Raw genomic sequence first — 8,803 nt, forward strand, 5'->3', positions numbered from 1 at the left:
TAACTTTATGATGGCCTATAAAACGATAGGCTCCCATCGTTTCATCCCAGCCCTTGCATGAGCCCGATATGCTTTTATCCGGCGATTTAAATAAACTCCCGAGCAATTTCTTAAAACGCTTATTTAATCGCTTATCTCCAAAATCTTCATCCTCTACTTCTTTTTCAACCCAATCTTCTGACATTTCCATAACTAATATCCACGCTTTTCTTCAAATGGGTCGATATTATTCTATTTGGAATTATTTGTGTATAAAGCAATGACCGTCAGGAAGCGGAAGTTTTGTTGCGGCACAAAGCATGATTTAGTGCGTGCTCCAATCAAAGAAAAATTCCTTAACTCAAAACCTTCCTGTCCAAAAGGGCAATACCTAAAAACACGCCACTTTGATTAAAATAACGCCAATCACAACTACACTCAAAAACCAGGAATTTTTTATGGAGCCTTTAAATTCAAAAGAAAGTCAGCGTGTTCAGGAATATCAATCTTTTATTCAAATCAAACGCAGCCTTACCCGCAGCCAGGAACAGCAATTATTTTTGCAGACATTTCAATTCAACAGAGATGAACTGCATGGCTTAATGAAAAAATCTCGAGAACTTTACGAAACTTTATACAATAAAAAAGTCTGGCTCAACATTCACACGGATGGGAAAGTCGGCCATGTCAGTATCGATGGTCCAATTTTGCTGGATAAATATAGAGTAGTGCAGGCCAATCAGATTGGTCTCGATCCCGATCCAACCCGCCTTTTTTATGAGGTGTTTAGCGTCGCCAAAGGCAAAATTTTTGAACAAGACCGCAGCACGTCAAAAGAAAAACTGCTAAAAACTGAATTAAGAGTCACTGAAGAACAATTTTTTAGTATGGCCAAAGGAATGGCGCAATACCAAAAAAATCCCCCCACATATAATGTCGGAGCTGTTGGTGCACTGAATTGTATCGAGTTTTTGGATAAATTTTTAAAAGAACATGGGGTCATTGACGGGTTAAAAAACAAATTTGATTGGGAAAAATACAAGGGTCTGGACTGGAACTGGATTAAAATCGCAGCAGGTAAATATTTTGATGAACATCAAGAGCAAAGGGCTGTCGCGTTTTCCTGTACTGGATTCGGTCTTGGTGCCCCATACGTCACCATCGATAAAATCAACACACTACTAAAAGAAAAAAGAGAAAAAACACAGGCAACGCAATTGTATTCCGATATAGATGCCTTTGTACAAGCTGATGATGCTTATGAAATTCAAAAAAGATTAATGCACAATGATTCTTCACTACAGCCTGTTGACATACCGCATCAGCAAAGCCTGCGCCAACAACATGATTTTGCTGCGCTGAATGAAATTACCGATAATTTAATTACCTTAAACAACACTGCGCAGAACAACCAAAGCGGGATTGATGCCATTCAAAATACCCTGGCTCAATTTGACATGACAGAAGTGAGTCTGGAAGAAAAAGACAAAGCAATCGCTACTGTTGATATGGTATTGGATGAAACAAAAAAAGCTTATGATCTCCTCACCTCCATTCATGATGAAATGAGCGATAAAACGCCAGAACCCGAGCAAGAAAACCATAAAACCCCTGATAAAGTATCAAAACAAATGATTGCCGGAAGAATAGCCCAGGTAGCTATGGGTATAGCGAATGCTATTGCACAGGCAGATCAGATGGAAGCACAACACGAAGCCTTTGAAGAAAACAAAAAACAACGCATTGCGTTCATCGCGAACCGTTGTGCTGCGCTTAATTTACGGATCAATGAAACGGATTTACTGGAACTACAGCATCGGTCATTACCCACCATCCAATCTTATGTGAGTGGTGCTTTGGAAATACAGGGCTTAAGAAGTATTACCCAATCTTTAAAAACGACAGAAAACTTTCTAAAGCAATTAAATGTATTTAAAGAAAGAATAAGCCGTTTAAATACCTCACAAAAACAATTAAAAGGCCACATAAGCACTAATGGGGTATTAATCTCCCGTTTATTAAGCCAGATACAGGATGTTCATCTGAATAATACCGCCATGGCAGCAAGCAGTGCTATGACCTTTTTAGGTACGGTCGCTGGTTTTTCCAATCCGATTGCAGGAATGGCCTGCATGGCTGTGGGAGGGATTTTTTCTTCTTTTGGTTCCCGATCAGCACGAAGAAAACAACGTCGAATCAATGAGTTGCAACAAAGAGCCAATTCGTTAGTAAATGAGAACGAACAATTTCTACGCTGGTATGAAAAGGATAGCGAACGTAAAAGGTATTACGAGTATGTAAAACAGCAAAATCATGAATTTATCAGACAAAATCCTGACAAGGTCAGCCCTTATGCCTATCTCGTCGGGATGCATGAGCAAATTGATACCTTTAAAGCAGAACAACAAAAACTTGGCGTGGAAATTAGCCATCTCCAACTAAAAAAAGAATTATATGAAAAAGGCCTTTCCAGTTATCAGGAACGAAATAATCAGCACAAAAGGCTCAAAGATTTAAAGAAGAAGAAAAGCGGCCCTGAAGGTTTAACTGCTGACGAAGAAAAAGAACTTCTGGCTTTAAACGAGGTGTGGGGCATGAGTGTCCTTTCCGCAACAGCAAACAATGAAAGACTCCATGAATTAAATGAAAATCTTGAAAATGTTCAGGAACAATTAAATGCTTATGCTCAAAGTTACTCTTTACAGATTTCCTGTCTTGCTTTAAGAAACCACGCACAAGAAAGACAATTGGCTTATGAAGGCTTGAGTGCGACCAGTACCCCTGAAGAAATCAGAAAGGCAGAAGAGCGAAATCTGCTCAGAGGCGTGATTAGAACCCAATACGAGGAGCAACAAACCCGTTATAAAGAAGAAAAGGAAACTCTGGATAATGTATTAGTACTACTGAAAGAAATTGCTTCAGGCTTAAATTTAACTAAAGTACAACAACCGCTTCAATTGGCGCAGCAGGCAGGAACTATGCTCTGGGATTTATCATCCATTATTGCCAGTGCTGAACGCTTTTCCGTCTTTTTAGCCAGTCAGCTGTGTATCAAGGATTTTCCCAGTGCTTTGGGTTTAATCGATAAAGACCGCATCGATTCACTGATTGGCGAATTGGGAAAAATAGTGCAACACACTGAATCTGAAAAGGAGGCCATTGAGCAATTAAAAAATGTGGCTGCTGGTACGTTAAAAGACTTTACAAAACTGTCAGAGAAAACAAAATCATTTCTGCTGTTAAGTTTTAAAAAAGAAGGCCTTCTAACGATTTTAAGTTTGAAATCAATGAGTGATATTTGGGCAGATCTCAAAACCTATGGCATGGCACAACTGTCAAAAGAGTTTGTCCTCCCTGCCCTTTCATTAATCAATGGTGTGGTATCTGTGCTTAGAATTACCGGTGTTATTGAGCAAAAGCAAGATCCCGTACTTTTGGCTATGCAGGAAATGCTGGAGAAAATATCAGACATGTTTAGTAAAACCCATAATTATTTTAGTACTATAACCAGCATCTATTTTGAAGAATTACATGAGCTTGGCTTACAGAATATTCAGTTATTGCATTCGCTTTATGAAGGCATGGAAAGTACGCGCCATGCTCTGCCCTACCTACCCAAAATCAATGATCTGGAGGCAAAAGCAGACGCCAATGCCTTGAGCACATTTGATACTGCAATGACACAGGAACTGACCAGATTATCGCGTAAGGAAAACAAGTATTTAAGCGCTAATCAGGAACTGCAACCTGCAGACATCAGTCAATTGCTTACTGAGTTCAAATCCAGTCTGATGCATTCACCTCAATTAAGTAATTTCATCCAATTGAATGAAGTGCTAAGTTTGAAAAATGGGCTGTCGAGTACTCATTATCCTTTGCTGTATTTGTATCTTTTGCAACAGGAGCATGTCGGTGAATTCCAGGTACATCCCAAAGTGCTGGTACATAGCCTTAACATGATGGCACGGCTGGTTGCGCACATGAACCTGAATGGCCTTAAAAGCAACCAGGAGGAACTCTATCAATTTGGGGATTTGATTTTTAACCAATTGTCTGATTTCAAAAAATCTTATCAAAGAATAGCAAACGCTAACGGCCTTACTTTGAATCTTGATATGATTCGTTCCTCTTCAAGCCTTGTTAATCGCCATCTGAACAGCTCAATCAAGGAAAAAATCAAAACACAAACGCAAGTAATAAGCAGTGACTATGCCCGTTACCTGAAAAAACAGGCTGACGATGCTTTAAAACCATTTCAGCATCCAGAAAAAGGCCTGTTTCACTATAAAGCCTCAGGTTTTGGCAAATATTATTTCTCTAAGGTTTTTTGTCTTGAACCCGATCTATTGTTTAATTTTACGAGCCGATTAAGCATACCTGTCAACATAGACTATTCTATGTTCGCATATGGTGATCCGCTCTCTTGTAATACAGGGAAATCATTACAAGGGTTAAGATATCAAGCTGACTCGATTTGCAGACACGCTGATGGAGATGATGGGCCAGTAATGCAGATTTTTTATTGGCAAAATAATGAATTTTCAAAAAAAAGCCTGGGTGAAAATAACTCATGGTACAACAGGAATGAACTACCCATTGCAAAATGTATTGATAAAGATTTTTATTTGGGCACGCGAGAGTGGTCCTGGTGGTTGGGACCATACAATGACTATTCAAAAAAATGGGATGGAACTACACCCTTACATAACACTCATCTGTTCGAACTCTATTTTTTTAAAGGTGACTTTCACTATACTCATCATGATGAGGGTAGAGATTATGGATACTACCAAGTGAGCCGAATTCTCATCAAAATAAATAATCAAAATATTTATGATTCTGCAGACAACTACAGTCAACTGCCATTTATAGATAATCCCTATAAAATCAATCTTCCCTTAGTCCAGGATCAGCGTACCCCCTACAAACGCTCAACGAGAAACAAAAACAGGGCACAGGTTGAACAATATGAATCAGATTATAATGTCTGGCTTGAAAACAATATCAATGAGTATTTATCACAAGTGAACCAATTAAATGAAAAGCCAGATAATGAAGCGTCATTCATTTGCCCGGCAAACAATAGCCGTTCAGAATTACCCCCACTGATTGTTCCCAATAAGTGGCTCAAACTCATCAGGCAATTACCAGAAATGAAGGATATAGTACAAAACGAAAAGGCAGGTAATGGGATTTTACATTTTACTTATGACCTGGTTAAAAGTCAGGATGGCTTGCGCTATGAACTTTTATTGAAAAGCCATTTATATAATAAACCGGAAGCTACTAGCATGGTTAAAGGCTATGCGGAACTGGTGCTCGCCGAATTCGATACCCTCACAGTCGAATCTTATTGCCGCTATGATGAGCAAAGCCAGGAGACAATACCTGCCCCAGCCGAGTTTTTATATGTAGCGATGCATGGCACGCCAGCTCATGAGCAATTCACTGCAGGCCTGGCCGGTCATTTGTCTCATCAATTTACAGAAAAAACCTTTGCCCCTGCCGAAATTGCTTTTCCAGGATTGTATTCCATATTCCAACAGATGACGGAGTTCAAGACCTTTGTCTTTAATTCTAAAACCTATACCCCAGAACGCTCTGCCGAGCTGTACGATGCAGTAAACAGTAAAAATCCTCAAGTCCTTGCAACTGCCTTACAACACTTTTCAGATGCTGAAAAGCCACAGCATATTTATTTGAATGAGTATCAGAGAACCCTGTTACATAATAAATTTCAAACCCATGCCCATAGGTTAATCACCGCAACGACCAGCCAGTTACTGGGGATAGAATTTCAGGCAAGTCCTTTACAATCGGTCATGGCATCTGGCGATTGTCAGCAGGCATTTAATAAACTGTGTTGTCATTACGAACTGCTTTGTACCAAAGTCATGATGGAAACAGGCTGTGATTTTTATAAGGCAGCAGAACTTGTTAAAACTCATTTGAACCTTGAACACCCCTTTACCCTGCTCAAAGGATTATATGAGTGTTCCTCTGATGTGATTGATTTTTTTGCCGCAAACCATGAAATGATTCGGTTCGAACAATCCCTGACGGATGATAAAATCCCGGCTTTGTTAAGTGACAAACAACACGTCCAGCAGAGTATTCCCTTTTTAATTGAGCGCATGTTCAATAGTCTGGGGGTAATTCAAACCATGCTGGATACAGGCAGTTACCTGCAACCCAAAACTTTGTCTCTACCTGAGCCAGATACAAAGGCCGCTGAATTTTTGCTAAACAAAATTTCCGGAAAAGCAACTGCTGCTGACAAAAGTGCCGGCAATCCATTTTTAAAGAATAACCAGGAAAAGGTGCGTGTATCCAGATCGTCAATGTTTGCCCAATCAGCGATTCAAAATTCAGAAGTGCACACCATGGAGGGCATAGGGGTCAAGCTGTAAACAAAACGGTCTGCAGCTCTACACATCTCTGAAAACGCAATCTGGCATTGATTCCGACATCTCTCGGCTTGTCCGAGGGGTTCAGGGCAGAAACACAGTCCCTGCCAGTATAACTGTTCCGCTTCCTGACGGTCGCGGCTCGGTTTTCGTGCATTCGTATATACTTCATCGTGCACCGGAAACCGAGCCGCGACCGTCAGGAAGCGGAAGTTTTGTTGCGACACCCCCGATCCCCGTCTCCTGATACTGGCACCATGCCGCTTTCGGAGATCCTTCGCGCAAAAAGACGCGCTCAGGACGACGGGGATCGAGTTAAGGAGTTCCACCGTCCCGCGGCTTGTCCGCGGGATCCAGGAATCTCACTCTGAACTTAGATCTCTGGATCCCGCGGACAAGCCGCGGGACGGCGGAGTAGCGCTTAACTTAATGGCAGTGACACTAACATAAACTCCTCACAGCAATGGATCTTTTTGAACAAAAGGATATCATTGCATTTTTTCTGATACAGGAGTACTACAGATGTTTGATAAATTGTCCGCTATGCTGAACGAGCACGACAAGATTTACATTATTGCAAGTGGGAACCTCTCACCAGAGCAGAAAGATACGGACTTCGTTCGCGGCAAAGCAGTACGCATGGCACTGGCACTTTTAAATCCATCACCACTGACAGCATTGAATATGCATTGTGAATTAGCTGCTGACAGGAAGGAGGAAATCCCGGCTGCAAGCAGACCAGGCTACGCTGAGCATTAGCAACCAACCAAGACTGTGGCACGGACGTAGGCCGGCTTGCTTGCAATCGGGATCAGAAAGCACGATTGGTGCACCGATCCCGCTGCAAGCAGACCGGGCTACGGCAGCGGGGCACGACTCTAAATTTTCCCTAATTGTTCCACAGTCAATTCATTCAGCTTATCCCCTGTATTTAAAGTGCTTTTCAATTCAATAAGCAAAACATGAACCTCTTCATCAGCAACAGGCATATGTTCAACCCCTTTAGGAATAATCACAAATTCACCTTCATTAAGATGTATGTCCTGATCATGCAGCTTGATTAACAAAGTTCCTTTAATCACTAAAAACAATTCATCTTCCGAATCATGTTTATGCCAGACAAACTCTCCTTTAAACTTCGCTAGTTTGACATGCGAATCGTTTAATTCTCCCACGATTTTGGGTGACCAATAATCATTAAATAAGGCAAATTTGTCTGCAAGATTTACCTTTAGCATAAGTTCTCCCAAGTAAATACTGTTTGTCCCACATATGAACATAATTATGCCACAAAACGACATTATTGAGAACAATAGAAACATCATGACCTATTTAAAAACAACTCGAATTGTGTTATCATTGAACATTGCCTACAGCTTGATGCATTATGAGTGAATTTCAATTAAAACCCTGGCTAAAATCCACGCTTGATCAATCGCCTCATTTTCAAGCACTTTGCCAGCCTTTAATGGATAAATTGCCCATAAGCTTTATTCGCCTGACCCGAATATTCAAAAACAATACTCTGGCTATTCTGACCACCAGGCCCGATGCACTGGAATGGTATTTTTGTGAAAAGAAATATTTACTGGGCATGAATGAGCAAAGTTATGAGTTTTATAACTCTGGTTTCGCCTTATCGGATTCCTGGCCCTCTGCTCCTGAGAAAATCAACCAGTTATTACAACCTCTGCGTGATGATTTTAATATAGCCTCTGAATTGGTTTTTTATTACAAAAAGAATGATTATGTTGATATTTTTGAAATCGCTCTGGGACGTGGGCATCATCAGGTAAATAATCTGCTGATGAAACACTTTCGCCAGATTGATCAATACGTCCAGCATCAGTTACTGGTTCATCCCCTGATTCAAAAACACTGTGTTGAAAACCAAATCGCCCTGCCTTCAGAGCAAAAACCAACATACCTGTTAAAAGATGGGCTCATCCCACAAGAAGACCAGCAAGTGGCAAGCCTGACCACCAGAGAACTGGAGTCGCTCTTTTGGCTGCACCAAGGTAAATCCGTACCTGAAATCGCTCAGATTCTGCAAATATCTCCCAGAACAACAGAAAAATACGTACAACAACTCAAAATGAAACTGCAAGTGTATAGTCCTTTTCAATTGGGTTATCTGGTGGGGAGGTACAAGGAATATTTTGAGCCATTGTTTCATGAGATTAAAGAAAATTAAGCCTTCAACACTCATTCTCATTAATTAAAGAAAACCGAGCCGCGACCGTGAGAGAAAGTTGTATAATACAATTTGCCCATATTTTCTACGTGCCGCGGCTTGTCCGCGGCATCCAGTTCGATCTACTAATGAGCACAAAGATTTGATATCTTTCATATTTACGCTGAATTTTCTGGATCCTGCGGACAAGCCGCAGGACGTAGGTGATTATTACCACATTCTC

At 40.8% G+C, this 8,803-nt stretch carries 5 protein-coding genes; 3 read left to right on the forward strand and 2 right to left on the reverse strand.

The annotated features are described in order from the left end of the window. On the reverse strand, nucleotides 1-190 hold a 190-nt coding region (locus tag B094_RS0112225; protein WP_018578099.1), incomplete at its 3' end, for an IS4/Tn5 family transposase DNA-binding protein. A 247-nt stretch (nucleotides 191-437) separates the two neighbouring features. Between B094_RS0112225 and B094_RS0112230 the strand changes: the two genes are divergently transcribed. After that, nucleotides 438-6,389, forward strand: coding sequence for a bZIP transcription factor (locus B094_RS0112230; RefSeq protein WP_018578100.1), 5,952 nt, complete (start codon nucleotides 438-440; stop codon nucleotides 6,387-6,389). Nucleotides 6,390-6,908: 519 nt separating this feature from the next. Next, the gene (locus B094_RS0112235; RefSeq protein WP_018578101.1) at nucleotides 6,909-7,145 is read left to right on the forward strand and encodes a hypothetical protein; all 237 of its coding nucleotides are present in this window, start codon (nucleotides 6,909-6,911) and stop codon (nucleotides 7,143-7,145) included. A gap of 119 nt (nucleotides 7,146-7,264) precedes the next feature. On the opposite strand, the gene B094_RS0112240 is transcribed toward B094_RS0112235, so the two are convergent. Next, nucleotides 7,265-7,624: a cupin domain-containing protein gene (locus tag B094_RS0112240; RefSeq protein WP_018578102.1), complete on the reverse strand. Its 360-nt coding sequence runs from the start codon at nucleotides 7,622-7,624 to the stop codon at nucleotides 7,265-7,267. Nucleotides 7,625-7,773: 149 nt separating this feature from the next. Here B094_RS0112240 and B094_RS0112245 point away from each other — a divergent pair, with 149 nt between their 5' ends. Beyond that, nucleotides 7,774-8,580, forward strand: a complete 807-nt coding sequence (locus B094_RS0112245) for a helix-turn-helix transcriptional regulator (RefSeq protein WP_018578103.1) — start codon at nucleotides 7,774-7,776, stop codon at nucleotides 8,578-8,580. Nucleotides 8,581-8,803: the final 223 nt, after the last annotated feature.

The organism is Legionella shakespearei DSM 23087, assembly GCF_000373765.1.
GTDB lineage: Bacteria > Pseudomonadota > Gammaproteobacteria > Legionellales > Legionellaceae > Legionella > Legionella shakespearei.